This is a genomic window from Streptomyces piniterrae (genome assembly GCF_005048155.1).
Lineage (GTDB): Bacteria > Actinomycetota > Actinomycetes > Streptomycetales > Streptomycetaceae > Streptomyces > Streptomyces piniterrae.
Genome location: NZ_SUMB01000002.1, coordinates 395,037 through 409,718, shown reverse-complemented (window position 1 = coordinate 409,718; position 14,682 = coordinate 395,037). Strand labels below are relative to the sequence as shown.

The 14,682-nt window shown below is 68.1% G+C and carries 9 protein-coding genes; 4 read left to right on the top strand and 5 right to left on the bottom strand.

All coding sequences use genetic code 11. The features are described from left to right. Positions 1-34: 34 nt before the first annotated feature. From FCH28_RS06120 to FCH28_RS06110, 3 genes are all read right to left on the bottom strand, one after another. A complete protein-coding gene (locus tag FCH28_RS06120; RefSeq protein ID WP_136738664.1) occupies positions 35-1,972 on the bottom strand; it encodes a trypsin-like serine peptidase in 1,938 nt (645 codons plus the stop codon). A 100-nt stretch (positions 1,973-2,072) separates the two neighbouring features. Next, entirely contained in the window at positions 2,073-3,665 is a 1,593-nt protein-coding gene (locus tag FCH28_RS06115; RefSeq protein WP_136738663.1) for a S1 family peptidase, read from the bottom strand. 50 nt (positions 3,666-3,715) lie between these two features. Further along, complete coding sequence (locus tag FCH28_RS06110; RefSeq protein ID WP_136738662.1) at positions 3,716-4,246, bottom strand: hypothetical protein; 531 nt, start codon at positions 4,244-4,246, stop codon at positions 3,716-3,718. 423 nt (positions 4,247-4,669) lie between these two features. On the opposite strand from FCH28_RS06110, the gene FCH28_RS39665 reads away from it, so the two are divergent. Further along, entirely contained in the window at positions 4,670-8,152 is a 3,483-nt protein-coding gene (locus FCH28_RS39665; RefSeq protein ID WP_281289680.1) for an ALF repeat-containing protein, read from the top strand. A 12-nt stretch (positions 8,153-8,164) separates the two neighbouring features. Continuing rightward, a complete protein-coding gene (locus FCH28_RS06100) occupies positions 8,165-8,575 on the top strand; it encodes a DUF7878 domain-containing protein (protein WP_246102447.1) in 411 nt (136 codons plus the stop codon). Between the two features lie 151 nt (positions 8,576-8,726). On the opposite strand, the gene FCH28_RS06095 is transcribed toward FCH28_RS06100, so the two are convergent. Continuing rightward, positions 8,727-9,506, bottom strand: coding sequence for a class I SAM-dependent methyltransferase (locus FCH28_RS06095; protein ID WP_136738661.1), 780 nt, complete (start codon positions 9,504-9,506; stop codon positions 8,727-8,729). Between the two features lie 38 nt (positions 9,507-9,544). Then, complete coding sequence (gene tuf, locus FCH28_RS06090) at positions 9,545-10,729, bottom strand: elongation factor Tu (RefSeq protein ID WP_136738660.1); 1,185 nt, start codon at positions 10,727-10,729, stop codon at positions 9,545-9,547. Between the two features lie 749 nt (positions 10,730-11,478). Between tuf and FCH28_RS06085 the strand changes: the two genes are divergently transcribed. After that, positions 11,479-13,437 carry an ABC transporter ATP-binding protein gene (locus FCH28_RS06085; RefSeq protein WP_136739132.1) on the top strand — a complete coding sequence of 653 codons (1,959 nt, stop codon included), beginning with the start codon at positions 11,479-11,481 and terminating at the stop codon, positions 13,435-13,437. Positions 13,438-13,485: 48 nt separating this feature from the next. Continuing rightward, positions 13,486-14,607, top strand: coding sequence for a bifunctional class I SAM-dependent methyltransferase/NUDIX hydrolase (locus FCH28_RS06080; protein ID WP_136738659.1), 1,122 nt, complete (start codon positions 13,486-13,488; stop codon positions 14,605-14,607). The last annotated feature ends 75 nt before the right edge of the window (positions 14,608-14,682 follow it).

The window sequence follows — 14,682 nt, the reverse complement described above, 5'->3', positions numbered from 1 at the left end:
CCGGACGGTCCCCGGTCCCCGGTCAGCCTGCGGGCTAGGGGACGAGGGTGCGTTCCCGGGCCAGGGACTTGACCGTGGTGTCCGGGTTGATCGTCAGTCTGCCGGTGGCGGGCCAGAGCGTGACGATGTCGTCCTGACGGCTGTCGCCGCCGAAGGTGCCGGCGGTGGCGAGGGAGGCTTGGCGCCAGAGGGACTTGGCCGGGCGGAGACGGTGTTCGGCCTTGAGGGCCTTGGTGGTGATGTTTGCGTAGACGGTGACTTCGCCGTCCACCCAGCGGACGAACAGGTCCTGGTCTCCCGTGGTGGCGGTGCCGAAATCGCCGGCTGTGATGTCACGGGCGTATGGCCAGGTCTTGTTGGGTTTGGCGAGCTGCTTCTCGGCGTGCAGGCCCTTGGCATCGATATTGGTATAGAGAGTGACCTCGCCGTCGGACCAGCGCACCACCAGGTCGTCGTTGCGGGTGTTGCCGCCGCCGAAGCGTCCGGCGGCCATTCCGCTGGCGTGCGTCCAAGTTCCGTTCGGGCCTTGGAGCTTGATCTCGTTGCGGAGTTTGTTGGTCTCGTTGACGTCCCGGTAGAGGGTCAGCGCCCCGTCCGTCCAGCGGACTAGAAGGTCGTAGGTGTTGTCGCCGGTGAAGTTGCCTGCGGTGATGGCCGCCGCGCGCTTCCAGGTCTCGTTCCGCTTGGTGAGCTGGATGTCCTTGCGGAAGCCGTACTGGCCGTCTCCGGGGTAGAGGGAGAGCTCACCATCTGACCAGCGCACGACCAGGTCACTGGTGTTGTTGCCCACCGAGGTGGTGTGGAATTTACCAGTGGTCATGGCCCTGGCGTTCTTCCAGGTCTCGGCGCTGCCCAGGGGGTTGGGCGCGTCGGGCGTGGTGTCGCTCGCTGCCTGCTGATAGAGACGGAACACGTCATCGTCGAACTGCGACGTGTACGAGGTGTGGGCGTGCAGGCCGCCGGTCTTATAGCCACCGATGACGCCGACGAGGTCGCCGCGGCTGCCATCGAAATTCTCCAGGAACGGGCCGCCGCTGACGCCCGCGCGGAAGTCGGCGCACTTGATTTCCATGAACCGGCCCTGGAAGGCGCTGGTGTCGTTCGTGCACTGCAACGGGGTCTTCTGACCGCCGGGGTAGCCGACAACGGTCACATTCGTTCGCGCCAGCTTCGCGGTCGGAACGGCGGTGAGTCGGTTTCCGCGGCCGGTGGCTTCCTCCAGCAGCTGACCTCGTGCATTCGGGCCGACGCGTAGGAAGGCGAAATCCACGTCGTCGTTGGGGGCAGGCTGTAGATAGCGCTGGTCGATCCAGACCTTGCCGGGCTTCATCGGGAAGATGCCGTACGGCGTTTCGCCCGCCTGGCCTGCTTTTGAGGTCCCCACGCGGTATCCGGGTACGAAGGCGATGTCACGGTTGCGCCTGTCGCCCTTGAGGCAGTGCGCCGCCGTAATGACGAGGCTCTTGGTCGACGAGGTCACGGCTCCGGCGGTGCAGAACTGATTGGGCGTGGCCGAGCCGTCGGCACCGCGGATCAGGAACACACCGACGGTGGGGATACCGGCGTCGATTGGGTGGGTCGGTTGGCGCAGGGAGCGTTTGCGGCGTACGGGCGGAGCCTGCTGCTCACCCGAGTCGTCGTCCGCGATGCCCCCACTATCCGGAGTAATCGAGGTGTCCGGGTTAGCTGAGGCGCTGTCTCGGGGCTGCGGCGCGTTGATCGGGACGGCGCTACGAATGCGCTCCGGCGTCCAGTACCGCTCCGTTTCCTGGGCCTTGCGGATCTCTTCCTGCGTCACCCCCTTGGAGGGCGGGGGCGCGGTGGGGGCATTGGCGGTGGGTGCATTGGCGGCGGTGGAGGGGCTGTCCCGAGCCGGTTTCGTAGGAGGAATGGCGGTCGCCGGGATGGCAAGGGCAAGGGAGGCGCAGATGCCGAGCACGGCGGCGCGCAGCAGCCAGGGTATTCGTCGCACGTGATGTCCGATGGGGAGGGAAGGTTCGGGGGAATTCGGGAGGGGGAGGAAGGGCCGACCGCCGCGTATGGCGATCGGCCGCCCCCGCAGCTTCGCTCTGTCAGCCGACGATCTTGATTTCGCCATGTGTGCCGGCGGCGTTCACGCCCGGGTAGAGGCCCAGCGTGCCGTTCTCCCACCGCACCAGCACATCATTGGGACGGTCGTTGGCGACGAAGGCGCCAGCAGTGACCACCGTCGCCTTGATCCACGGCGACTTGGCCGGCCGGACCTTGATCTCGCCGTGGAATCCGGCGGTGTCGACGCCCGGGTAGATGGTGACCTCGCCATCGGACCAGCGCACCAGCAGGTCCGCGGTCTTCTTCCCGGTGAACTCACCCGCGCTGATCTGCTCGGCGTGCGGCCAGGTCTTGTTCTTGGCCTTGGCGAGGTTCTTCTTGCCGCTCAGGCCCTTGGTGTTCAGGTCGGTGTACAGGGAGACCTCACCGTCCGCCCAGGTGACGATCAGGTCGTCGCGCTGCGCGTTGGCCGTGTACCTGCCCCCGGTGATCTGCTTGGCGTTCGGCCAGGTCTTGTTCTTGGCGGGGGCGAGTTTCTTCTCCCCGTGGAAGCCCTTCTGGTCCACATGGGTGTACTGCGTCAGCTCCCCGTCGATCCAGCGCACCACCAGGCCGTCCGAGCCTCCGCCGAAGCCGGCGCCCGTGATCTGCTTGGCGTACTTCCAGGTGCTCTTCGCCTTCGCCAGCTGGAACTCGGCGGTGAAGGGGTGCCGGGCGTCCTTGTCGTCAGCGCCCTGGTAGAGGGTGACCTCACCGTCGATCCAGCGCACGATCATGTCCATATGCCGTGTGCCGCCGGCGGAGCCGCCCGTGAAGTAACCGGAGGCGATGTGTGTCGCTTTGTTCCAGGGTGAGTGGGGGAAGACCGTGCGGTAACGGACCTTCTGCACCCAGGTGTTGAGGTCGTCGACACGGGCGTCGACGGCGTTCGTACGGGTCTCGGACGGGGCGGTGCCCAGGCAACCACCCTGCCAGGACGTGCTGTTGACGGCGACCAGCTCCACGCCGCCGGGCGCTTCCCGCAGCGCCGGCCCGCCCGTGTCGCCCTTGCAGACCGAGGACGTCCGCAGGCCGCTGATTCCGATCGAGTCGCTCTGCACCGAGTCCACCGTGAACGCGGCACCGTGCAGCTTGTCGGGCACCCACTGGGTCTTCGTACGGCCGAAGCCCGAGACCTTCAGCTCCTCGCCCTTGGTGGGCGCGGTGCTCCCGACGGGCACCGGTGTGACCCCGGCGACCGGCGTGGCCAGCTTCGCCATCACCAGGTCACGCCCCTCGTAGGGCACCAGCTCGACGACATCCGTCACGCTGCCGGCCGAGCCGGCCAGATCGGTACGACCGACGGTCGCCTTCGTCTGCCACTTCGGCGCGCCTTCGGCGACCCGGAAACCCTTGGCGGGGTCATCGGCGAAGCAGCTGGCGGCGGTGAGCACCCATTGCTTGTCGACGAGTGAGCCGGAGCAACTGCGTTTGCCCGCGCCGATATCGAGCTTGGCGGCGAATGCGTACGCCCCGTCCGTGGCGGCCGCGGTACCGGCGACGGCCTGTGCCGGAGCGGCATTGAGGGCGCCACCGGCGATCAGGGCCGCCGCCATTGCTGTCACCCACGCTGTGCGGGGACGTATGCCAGACATGTTTCTTTCCTTGGAATTGAGTCGGAGCTATGCGCCGCGCGGTTTCCGGATCAGCCCGTGACGCGGAGTTCGAGCAGGGTGGCTTCCTTGCCGCCGGTGCTCAGGTCGCCCTGACCAAGAGGCGTGATGTCGTTCTTCTTGAGGGTGACGGTCTTGCTCTTGCCCTCGGTGCTGATAGTGGCACGGGCGGAGTGGCCCGCGTTCTCCCAAATACTGTTGACCTTAGGGATTTCGAGGGTGAGATGCCCCGTCTTCCCGGTGACCTTGAAGCAGTGGTTGACGGGGGTGTGGTTCGCCTTCTCCGCCATGACGTCGAAGTCCGGGGAGGCATCGCAGTCGGCCAGGAGGATATGACCGTCCCCCTTGATGAGTTTGAGGCCCGTTTCCTTCAGGATCCGGTCCGCATCCGGGTATGTGAAGTCCTCCACCGCAGGGGGCGGGTTACCACCGGAGGCCTGCTGACCAGTGCTGTTCGTGTGTTGCGGGGTGTCCTGGGCAACCGCGAGGGTGGCGGCCCCCATAACAGCGATGGCGGCGCCGATAACGCCGGCTATCAGCGTCTTGCGCGCGCGGAGTATCACCAGAGATTCCTTCCGGGTGTACTGCGGCGAAACGTTGGCAGCCGCAGGGGAATCGGCCGAATGGGCAGCAGCGAACGTACCACCCATAAAAGTCGGCGAGTTAATCAAGATTGTTTCGATAACGAATCAGTTACGTCGTCAAAGTGTCGTGCAACCCTTTGTGGCACGGCCGGTCTGACAAGGCAGAGGGGGGAAGTGCATCCACCCCCTCAGGGTTATGAGCGGCGCTCCGGGCATGCCCAACTCCCTTTTCTCGTATGCCAAATACGGCAGTTATGCTCGCGTCGCTGAAAGGCGGCTGCGCACGGCTGGCAGCCGGCCACAACCAACGAGCAACTAGCAAGAGGTGTCTGCTTCGTGAGGCGAAGAGTCCATTCGAACGGAGCGAGAGGGAAATGGTCGCGCGGGATACGTACCGCGGCGGTGAGCCTGCTCCCGCTGGCGGTGCTGGCGAGTGCGCCCGGATTGACTCCCGCTTTCGCGGCCGAGCGGGGAGCCGCCAGCGGCAGTGACCGCGGCGGCGGTGACGGCAGCGGCAACGACCGCGGGAGTCCGCAGACCGACCGCGGCCGCGTCGTGGAGCTGTGGCAGCAGGGCGGGCCGGGCGTCAAAGCCGCCGCGGAGGCCGCCCTTCTGGGGAGCGACGCGGATGTGCGCCGCTTCCTGGACGGCGAGAAGGACCTCGCCGAGTACCACGACAACCGCATCGCGGCCGTACAGATGGTCTCCATCGGCGGCAGCGCGGTGCGCGAGGCCGCGAAGAAGGCGCTGAAGAGCCCTCAGCGGGAGGATCTGAGCGCGTTCCTCAAGGACGGCTGGAAGGAGCCGCTGGAGCAGGACCAGCGGGTCCAGACCGTCCAGGCCATCAGCGTCGGCGGTCCGGCCGTCCGGGAGGCGGGCAAGGCGGCGCTGAAGCAGTCGCCGGACGCCGTCCGCAAGTTCCTCGACGAAGGGCAGTACGGCGCCCGGGAGCAGGACGAGCGGGTGCAGGTCGTGCAGATCCTGAGCGTGGGCGGGCCGGCCACCAAGGAGGCCGCGAAGGTCGCGCTCAAGGGCTCTCCCGACGACATACGGGAATTCCTGGACGTGGGCCAGAACGTGGCCCGCGCGCGGGACCAAGAACGGGCCACGGTCGCGCAGTTGGCCTTGCAGGCGAAGGCGGCCGGTGCGCTGGCCAAACGGTCGACCGATGCGGCAACCGCGGCCTCGGGGCGCGCGGTGGCGGCCTCGGAGCTGGCCAAGGAGGCCGCGCGTCACGCGGCCACGGAAACCAAGGAGGCCGGGAAGGACTCGCTGCGGGCCGCCAACGCGGCCGGCCGCGCGGCGGACGCGGCGCGCGGTGCGGCCGCCGCGGCCCGGCAGGCCATCGGCGCCGCGAACGCCGCCAACCACGCCGCCCGCCTCGCCGCCACCGCCGCCGCCCAGGCGGCCAACGCCGCGGCGGCCGCGGCCGATGCCGCCTCCCGGGCGCGTAACGCGGCCACTGCCGCCGCCGGTGACGCGGGCAAGGCGGCCGACGCCAGGAAGGCCGCGCAGGTGGCGCGGGAAGCGGTCAAGGGTGCCAACGACGCCGCGGAAGCGGCGGGGTCGGCGGGCAACGCGTCCAAGGAGGCCGGGAAGGCGGCGAGTGCGGCCCTGAGTGCCGCCGGAAACGCCGATGCGGCCGCCGTCGCTGCCGAGCAGGCCGACGGGTTCGCCGCCGCCGCGGGTGCGCACTCCAGCGAGGCGCGTAACGCGGCAGCTCAGGCCCGCCGCCACGCCAACGAGGCCAGGCGCGCGGCCGGAGCCTCCCAGGCGCTCGCCGACAAGTCGGCCAACGCGGCCTTCGAGGCGCGTGATGCGGCCAGGTCGGCGGCGCGCCACGCGCAGCGCGCCGCGGACGACGCCGATAAGGCCGCCACGCACGCCGGGCAGGCGGCCGGCGCCGCCGCGGAAGCCGGCCGGCAGGCAGACGCGGCGAAGAACGCGGCCGATGCTGCCGACCGGGCGGTCAAGGCCGCCAAGTCGGTGTACGAGATCGCCCGCGAGGCCGAGGCCACGGACCTCGCCCAGCGGACGTCCGCCGCGATCGAGCAGGCCAAGGACCTGAAGAAGGCCGATGACGACTTCACCGTCGGTCTGGGTCACACTCTGCGGGACGACCGGGAACTCGACACGGAGGCCGGACGGCTGGCCACCGAGGCCGGCAAGCCCGATGTCGATGTCAAGGCCGTGGCGCTCAAGGGCCGCAAGCTGGCGATCCGGGTGATGAAGAGCCGTGGCCCCTGGAGCCAGGAGGCCGCCGCCAGGGCGCTGGCCGGCTCCGACGCGTCCATGCTGGACTATCTCCGTACCGGCGTGCAGCAGGCCGCGCAGGACGACATCCGTCAGCAGGTAGAGCAGCTCGCCTACGAAAGCCCCTACGACACCGTCCGCGCGGCGGCCGAAAAGGCCCTCCAGGGCGACGCCCGGCAGATCAGCGGCTTCCTGACCAACGGGCAGTACGAAGCCGCGGCCGCCCAGTACCGTCTGCGCACCGTCCAGGTGAACAGCGTCGGCGGACCGGCCGTCAAGGAAGCCGCCAAGGACGCGCTCAAGGACGGCTCGCCCAAGAAGCTCGCCGCTTTTCTCAACAGCGGCCAGTATCTGGCCCGGATTTCCGATGAGCGGGTCCGCGCAGTCCAGCTGACCAGTGTCGGCGGCCCGGAGGCCAAGGCGGCCGCCAAGATCGCCCTGTCCGGAACGCCCGAGCAGCTGCACGCCTTCATCCAGGCCGGTCAGTACATGGCCGTCCGCAAGGACCTGCTCGCCGAGACGCACACCGCCCAGATGCGGCGGCTGATCGCCGAGGCCTCCGGGACGGCCGCGAAGGCCAGGGCGAACGCCTGGAAGGCGGCCAAGGCGGCGGCCACGGCCAACAACGCGAAGGCGGATGCGGCCAAGGCCGCGGCCGAGGCCCGGAAGTCCGCCGACCGGGCCAGCGGGTACGCCGAGGAGGCCGACCAGTCGGCCACGAGCGCCGAGGCGTCCGCCGCGCGGGCCGCCAAGTCCGCGGTGACCGCACGTAACGCCGCGGCGGACGCGGCCCGGGACGCCGGCAACGCCGAAGCGTCCGCCGCCCGCGCGGAGTTCTCCGCCGGATATGCGCGGGATTCCGCAAGGGAGGCGCACAGCGCGGCGGACGCGGCCCGCAGCTCCGCCAAGCAGGCCGGCAAGGATTCCAAGGAAGCCAAGAAGGCCGCCTCGAACGCCTGGAGCGAGGTCGAGGAAATGCGGCGCGCGGAAGCCGCCGAAGCGGCCGAGGACGCGCGACGTCTCCAGGAGGAGAAGGAAAAGGCGAAGGAGAAGAAGGGCATTCCGTGTGCCCCGGGGCCGGGTGTCGGTTGGTGTCTCCAGCTGGACGGCGCCTACCTGATCGAGGCCGACCCCGAGCAGCAGCTCAAGGTACTGAAGGATTTCAGTGGCCTCACGGACCTTGAGGAATGCATCAAGGACCCGACCGTGGGAAGGTGCGCCGCCTTCGCCGTTTCCGTCACGCCCGTCGGCAAGGTCAAGAAGTTCGGGAAGGTCATCCAGGGCGTCGACGAGCTGGCCAAGGCGACGCGTGTCGGTAAGCTCGCATCGGTCTCGGAAACGGCGTTCAATGCGGCCAAGGACCTGTCCAAGATGACGGTCAAGGACAAGCACCTCTCAAGTGCGGGCGGCAAATGGGCCAAGTTCGACACCACGTCCAAGGATCAGGTCAAGGAATGGGTCGTCGAGGGACTCAAGTCCAAGGACGCGGTCTTCAAGCCGAACAACTTGGAAGACACGTTCAAGGTTGAGGTCAACCTCGGGCGCCCCATCGGGACAAAGGGCCAGAAGGGCATCAGGATCATCGTCACCGGGGATGGCCGGGTGTTCAACACCCTTCCCTTCAACCCCTGACCAGGAGTAACCGTGCAGATCACCTACAAGAACCTCCACGCCGAGGAACCGAGCGGCCCCACCCTGGCCGAACTCCTCCTCAGCCTTGAGGCCGACCTGACCATCTCCGACGACGACCACGAGATCTTCTCCGAGTCGGACTTCCCCGTGGCCGAACTCGCCTTCCACTTGAGCACATGGCTCAACACGGCAGGCGAATCCGACGATTTCGAACTCGACTCCATGTCGGCCGACCCCGGATTGGTCCGCATCGTCAAGCATCAGGACGGGTGGGTCGTGGGCTCCATCTTCGAACCCGATTCCTGGACCCGCCCCGTCGACCGGCAGACGCTTGAGGCCGAAGTCGGAAACTTCGTGAAGAGCGTACGGATGGGGCTGAGCACGATCGGAATCGACCCGCACTTCATCCCCGAACCGAAGTAGCACCGAAGTGGCACCGAAGTAGCGCCGGAGTAGCGCCGGAGTAGCGCCGGTTCACTGCGGAGATGAGTGCTTGTCCCCCGCCCCCTTCCGGGTTTCGCTCGGGAGGGGGCGCCGTTATGGGACGGGCGACTTCCCTACCTCTTCGCGTACTTCAGCACCCCGTATTTTGCGGATGGCTTCCGCCGGCCAGCGCTTGGGCGTCGCGGCGGAACAGCCCCGTCCACAGGAAGGGCTCACCGAAGTACGGGGAATTGGCCGGCTCGTCGTGCATACGGCGCAGTTCCACTTCCGTGAGATCGGAGAAGATCCAGCGTAGGGACTCCGGTGTGTACGCGAGTCCGCCATGAAGGCCGGATTCGCGGTAGAAATCCGCGTCGGGAAGTTCGGAGCCCCTTCCCCCGGCCGCGAAGCAGGTGAGGGCGAGGTGACCGCCGGGGGCGAGGGCTCGGTCGAGTAGGGCGAGGTAGCTGATGCGGCGGTGCGGTGGAAGGTGGTGGAAGCAGCCCGAGTCGCAGATCAGGTCGTAGGGCCCGCGGAATTCGGCCGCGCCGACGCCCAGGCTGAAGGCGTCGCCGCGGTGGAACCGGATGTCCGCTCCAGCCTCGCGGGCGCGCTCCTCGGCCCAGTCGACGGCCGTCGGGGAGAGGTCGACGGCGTCCACCCGGAACCCCAGGGAGGCCAGATAGAGCGCGTTCCGGCCCGGACCGCACCCCAGGTCGAGAGCCCGGCCCGGGGTGATCAGACGTCGGTCGAGGTACGAGGCCAGGCTCTCGTCCGGCTTCGCCACGAAGAAGGGCACGGGCCTGGAGCGGTCGGTGTAGAAGCGGTCCCACCAGGTGGCCGCATCGGTCGTCCACCGGTCGGCCTCCGGGGCGAACAGGTCGTCCATGAGCTTCAGCACATCGTCGACCGTGCGTATGTGCCGGTCCATCCGGCTCCCTTTCACGTTCGAGGCGACACTTTTCCCGTCTAAGCGATGGCTTTGGCGACAACGCCGGCGCCGACCGTTCGGCCGCCTTCGCGGATCGCGAAGCGCAGTCCGTCTTCCATGGCGATCGGGTGGATGAGGGTGACGACCATCTGGATATTGTCGCCGGGCATCACCATTTCCACGCCTTCGGGCAGTTCGATGGTCCCCGTAATATCGGTGGTGCGGAAGTAGAACTGCGGCCGGTATCCCTTGAAGAACGGCGTGTGGCGGCCGCCCTCGTCCTTGCTCAGGATGTAGACCTCGGACTCGAACTTGGTGTGTGGTTGGATCGATCCGGGTTTGGCCAGCACTTGGCCCCGCTCGATGTCATCGCGTTTGATGCCACGCAGCAGTACCCCGACGTTCTCACCGGCCCGGCCCTCGTCGAGCAGTTTGCGGAACATCTCGACGCCGGTGCACGTGCTCTTGACGGTGTCCTTGATGCCGACGATTGCGACTTCCTCTCCGACCTTGATGACGCCGCGTTCGACCCGGCCGGTGACGACGGTGCCGCGGCCCGAGATGGAGAAGACGTCCTCGATCGGCAGGAGGAATGGCTGGTCCACCGCGCGCTCGGGCTCGGGAATGTAGGAGTCCAGAGAACTTGCCAGTTCGACGATTTTGGCTTCCCACTCGGCTTCGCCCTCCAGGGCCTTGAGGGCGGAGCCACGGATGACGGGGACATCGTCACCAGGGAAGTCGTACTGGGAGAGGAGTTCGCGGACCTCCATTTCCACGAGCTCCAGCAGTTCCTCGTCGTCGACCATGTCGCACTTGTTGAGGAAGACAACGATGTGGGGCACGCCGACCTGGCGGGCGAGCAGGATGTGCTCGCGGGTCTGCGGCATCGGGCCGTCGGTCGCGGCGACCACGAGGATCGCGCCGTCCATCTGCGCCGCGCCGGTGATCATGTTCTTGACGTAGTCGGCGTGGCCGGGGCAGTCGACATGGGCGTAATGGCGGGCCGGAGTGTCGTATTCGACGTGGCTGGTGTTGATCGTGACCCCGCGCGCTTTCTCCTCCGGGGCGTTGTCGATCTGATCGAAAGCCCGGGCGCTGCCGCCGTACGTCTTCGCGAGCACGGTGGTGATGGCCGCGGTCAATGTCGTCTTGCCGTGGTCGACATGACCGATCGTGCCCACATTCACATGGGGCTTGGTGCGCTCGAACTTCTCCTTGGCCACAGGCTCTCCCCTCCCGGTCGAATTCCTCGGACCTGCTGTGACGCATCGGTTCCCAGGCCATCCGTGCACCCTGGAAGACCGAAGATCACTCTAGGTATGCGAACGGCTTCGGAAATAGGACGCGAATCAGCCATTCCCGCCGGACCAGCACGAAGGGGACCGCCGAGATCAGCGCGCCGCAATACCTCGAAAGAGTGACGCGAGTTGTTCGAGTATCCGTCGGCGGCTGGATGGCAGGACTCCCATAGCCTCCGGCGATTACTAGAACATGTATCCACTATCTGCTCCTCGGCCACCCGTTACGGGGGGCAAATCAGACCGTTCTTTAGAGCACCTGTACCCACCGCATGCCTTCCCGAAGGAATCAGGAATCACGGGACGCCGCTGCCGACACCCCTGTTTCGTTCGAATTCTTCCCAGCGCGTCGGCCCCGGCCCCGGCATGCAGTTGACGTACGCGTTGGTACGGCCGATCGACCGAGTAGGAGAGCAACAGCAGTGTCATGGACGCGACTTCGTAATGCCCGACGACGCCTCAAACGACAGCTGTCCCTTGACGAGGAGAAGACCAGGGAGGGGCAGACCAGGGACGAGACGAGCAGGGTGGAAACGAGCAGGGACGAGACGAGTAAGGAGGTGAGCACCGGGGAGGAGCGGCAGACCGGTAGGGACCAGACCGGTAGGGACCAGACCGGTAGGGACCAGACCAGTAAGACGAAGGCCGGTCAGGAGCAGACCAGTCGCGAGGAGCTGCAATTCGTCGACCAGACCGGTAGCCGGGAGGCGGCCGGGCGTCGGATCCGGCTGGTGGACATGGCACGGCGGCTGCCCCAACTGGTGCGCCGTTCCATCGCCCTGGCCTGGAGCATCGACCGCTGGGCCGCTCTGGGGCTGCTGCTCTGCCAGGCCGCAGCCGGCGCGATGCAGGCGCTGGGGCTCCTGGCGGTCAGCGGGACGATCGCTGCTCTCCTGTCCAGCGGCGACATCTACGCCCGTCTGCTGACCGCCTGGCCCTCGCTGGTCATGCTGGCCGGCGCGGCCGCGGTGCGGGCCATGTTAGGCATCACCGTGGCCTGGCTGTCCTCCCGGCTGGGTCCGCAGATGTCCCGGGAGGCCGAGCGTCAACTGCTGAGGGCCGCCACCGAAGTTGAGTTGTCCGCGTACGACGCACCCGGCTTCAACCACCGCAAGGAGGCCGCGGACCGCGGTGCCTCGGTCGCCCAGGGTCTGGTCAGCGAAGGACAGGACCTGATCGCCTCGCTCGCCTCCCTGATCGCCAGCGCCGGCGTGCTTACGGCACTGCATCCGGCGCTGCTGCCGCTGCTGGCCCTGGCCAGCTTCCCTCAGGCAGTGGCACAGGTCAGCGCCGCTCGCGTGCGCTACCTGGCGAGGCTGCGGGCCGGCGGCGACTACCGGCTGCTGTCGATCCTGCGCTGGCATGTGGCCGACCGTTACGCGGCCGACCAGATCCGCGCCTGCACCATGGCCGACTTCCTGATCGACCGCTACCGCCACGTCACCGAACGCATCAACCGCGCCGACCGGCGCGCGGCGGACACCGGGGCGCGGATGTCCGTGGTCGGCGCGGTCTGCGGAGGCATCGCCTCGGCGGTCGTGTGGGCCGCGTTGGTGTGGCTGCTGGCCACCGGCCGCATGAGCGTCGGCCACGCCGGCACCGCCGTTTTCGCCCTCCAGGCGGTCGGTACGGCGCTGCGTGGTCTGATCGTCGGCGGTGCCCGCATCATGCGCACCGGCCTGTACATGGACGACTGGGCCGAATTCCTCCAGGAAGCCGGCGGCTATCGCCTGACCCGCGGCACCACCGTGCCCAAGCCGCCGGAGGAGATCGCCGTGGAGGATCTCGTCTTCCGCTACGAGGAGGCGACAGCCGACGCTCTACGGGGCGTCTCCTTCAGCCTGCGGCGTAGCGAGGTCGTCGCACTGGTCGGCTACAACGGCAGCGGGAAGACCACCTTGGGCAAGCTCCTGAGCGGTCTGTACCTGCCCACCAGCGGGTCGGTCACCTGGGACGGCGTCCCGACCGGCGACCTCGATGCGCACGCCATGTGGTCGCATGTCGCCCTGGTGCCCCAGGACTACGCGCGCTGGCCACTCACCGCCCGGGACAACATCACCCTGGGCCAGCCCACGGAAGGTGGTGACGCCGACATCCATGCCGCATGTGCCCGGTCCGGCGCCGACGAAGTGGTCACCGAGCTGCGGTCCGGGCTGGACACGGTGCTGGCAAGGGACTGGTTGGGTGGTCAGGAACTCTCCGGGGGCCAGTGGCAGCGCATCGCGCTGACGAGGGCGTTTTACCGGCCCGCGGGCCTCCTGGTCCTGGACGAGCCCACGTCCGCCCTCGACCCGCTCGGCGAGCACCGTATCTTCGCCGGCCTGCGCGAGCTGGCCGCGAATCGGGCCGTCGTCCTGATCACCCACCGGCTTACCAATGTCGCCTGCGCGGACCGCATCCTGGTACTGGACAAGGGCCGCATCGTCCAGCACGGCGGTTTCGCCGAACTGGTCAAACAACGAGGACTCTTCCGGGACTTGTGGACTTACCAGCACACGCGCGAGACGTCGCAGCAGGCATCGAACGCCGACCCCACCGCGTCGGCGGGGAGCAGCGCGGAACGGACGTCGGTCTCTTCGTCTCCGTCTCCGTCTCCGTCTCCGTCTTCGTCGAATGAGCCGGAGAATTCCTAGTCGCCCGGGAAACCCGTGCATCACCCCGACTTCGAGGAGCTTTTCACGGTGGGAGACACCACGCAGGAAGAATGGAACGCCCATTACGACGCCCATGACGGCGAGAGCCCGCCGTTCAGGCCGCTCGGCGACGCCGAACGCACCGTGCTCGACGACGTGCTCGACGAACTCGTACCCGCCCCGCCCGGCGGCCTCGCTCTGGATGTGGGCTGCGGCCAGGGTGAACTCGCCCGGCACCTCGCGACCACCGGCTACCGCGTCGACGCGATCGACTACGCGCACTCCGCCGTCGCCTCTGCCGTCGCCTCAGCCACTTCAGCCACCTCAGCCACCACGGAACCGCCCGACACCGGCGAAGTGGCCTTCGTGCACTTCGACATCGAGCGTGACCCGCTTGCCGGCCTGCCCCACGCCGCGTACGACCTGATCACGTTCCGCCTGAGTTTCGCGTTCATCCGCGACCGCACCAGAGTCATGAACCGGCTGCGCGAACGGCTGCGCCCCGGCGGCGCGGTGTGCGTGATCACCCCGGTGGCGGACGCCGTACCCGCCGGCAAGCGGGACATAGCCCTTGACGAGGAGGAGATCGGCCTGCTGTCCGCCCCATGGCACTCGGTCGAACGGCGCGACGCGGAGGGGCTGGCCGTCCTCGTGCTGCGCGACGCCGCGCCGAGCCCCGTGGCATTCGGAAACAAGCGTCGCGCTACCCCGCATGCGCTCACCGGCGCCGGCGTGGTGGTGACGGACGAGGCGGGCCGAGTGCTGCTGGGCAGATCGGTGCGCGGAGTGTGGGAGCTGCCCGGTGGCAAAAACGACGGCGACGAGTCCTTCGTGCAGGCTGCGCTGCGGGAACTGCATGAAGAGACCGGGCTGAGGGCTGAGGTGGCCGACACCGCGCTGCTCGCCATCCTGATGGACGCCAGCCACGGCGTCCCACGCGTGACCGCCGCCGTAGGTGTCACGGCCTTCTCGGGGAATCCGACCGTGCGGGAGCCGGAACTGATCCGCCGGTGGGAGTGGCACGAGGTCGCCGACCTGCCGACCCTGGGTGCGGAGATCTTCGTCCCCAGCGCCCATGTGCTGGACACGGTCTGGCCCGGACTCCTCCCCGACCTGCCTCCCGTCCACCGTCACCCGATCGCGCAGCCTCCCCAGCCCGGGGGCTGCTGAACGGGCCCCAGGGAGCGGGCGAACCGGGCAACTGCGCCGCCGGGTCGCTCCGCCGCCAGGTCGCTCCGCCGCCGA

Excerpts from the sequence above, each read along its gene's own strand:
- FCH28_RS06115 (WP_136738663.1), bottom strand. The coding sequence starts at position 3,665 with ATGTCTGGCATACGTCCCCGCACAGCGTGGGTGACAGCAATGGCGGCG.
- FCH28_RS06095 (WP_136738661.1), bottom strand. The coding sequence starts at position 9,506 with ATGGACCGGCACATACGCACGGTCGACGATGTGCTGAAGCTCATGGAC.